Consider the following 470-nt stretch of genomic DNA (forward strand, 5'->3'; position numbering starts at 1 on the left):
CTACCAGGGCAGCGCCCCGAGCGTCGCGTGGGTGAAGGTGCCCGTCGGCCCATCGGGGCCGAGCAGGGCGACCCGCACCGCCTCGCGGGCGCCTTCCTCGACGGTCTCCGTGCCGGCATAATTGTTCAGGTTGGTCCTGGTGAAGCCGGGCGAGACGGCATTGACCTTGATCGCGGTCCCTTCCAGCTCGATCGCCATCGCGAGCGTAATCGCATTCAGCGCGGTCTTGGATGCGGGGTAGACCGGGCCGAAGATCGGCCGATGCGGATTGGCAGGGTCGGCGTTGCGCGTCAGCGAGCCGGCGCCGCTCGACACATTGACGATGCGTGCCGCCGGTGCCTTGCGTAGCAGCGGCAGCATCGCTTGGTAGACCGCGAGCACGCCGAACACATTGGTCTCCCACACCGCGCGCATCTCATCGAGCGCCACGTTGCTCGGACGGGTGGTCGCCGCATAGTCCGCGACGGACT

1 protein-coding gene is annotated in these 470 nt (G+C 68.1%); it reads right to left on the minus strand.

Going from position 1 to position 470, the window contains the following annotated elements; genetic code table 11:
- Window positions 1-470, minus strand: a 470-nt coding sequence (locus AAZR23_RS20725; protein WP_434694505.1) for an SDR family NAD(P)-dependent oxidoreductase, incomplete at its 5' end; no start/stop codon positions are given.

It is taken from the genome of Morganella sp. Je.2.23 (genome assembly GCF_051129855.1).
Taxonomy (GTDB): Bacteria; Pseudomonadota; Gammaproteobacteria; order Enterobacterales; family Enterobacteriaceae; genus Morganella; species Morganella sibonii.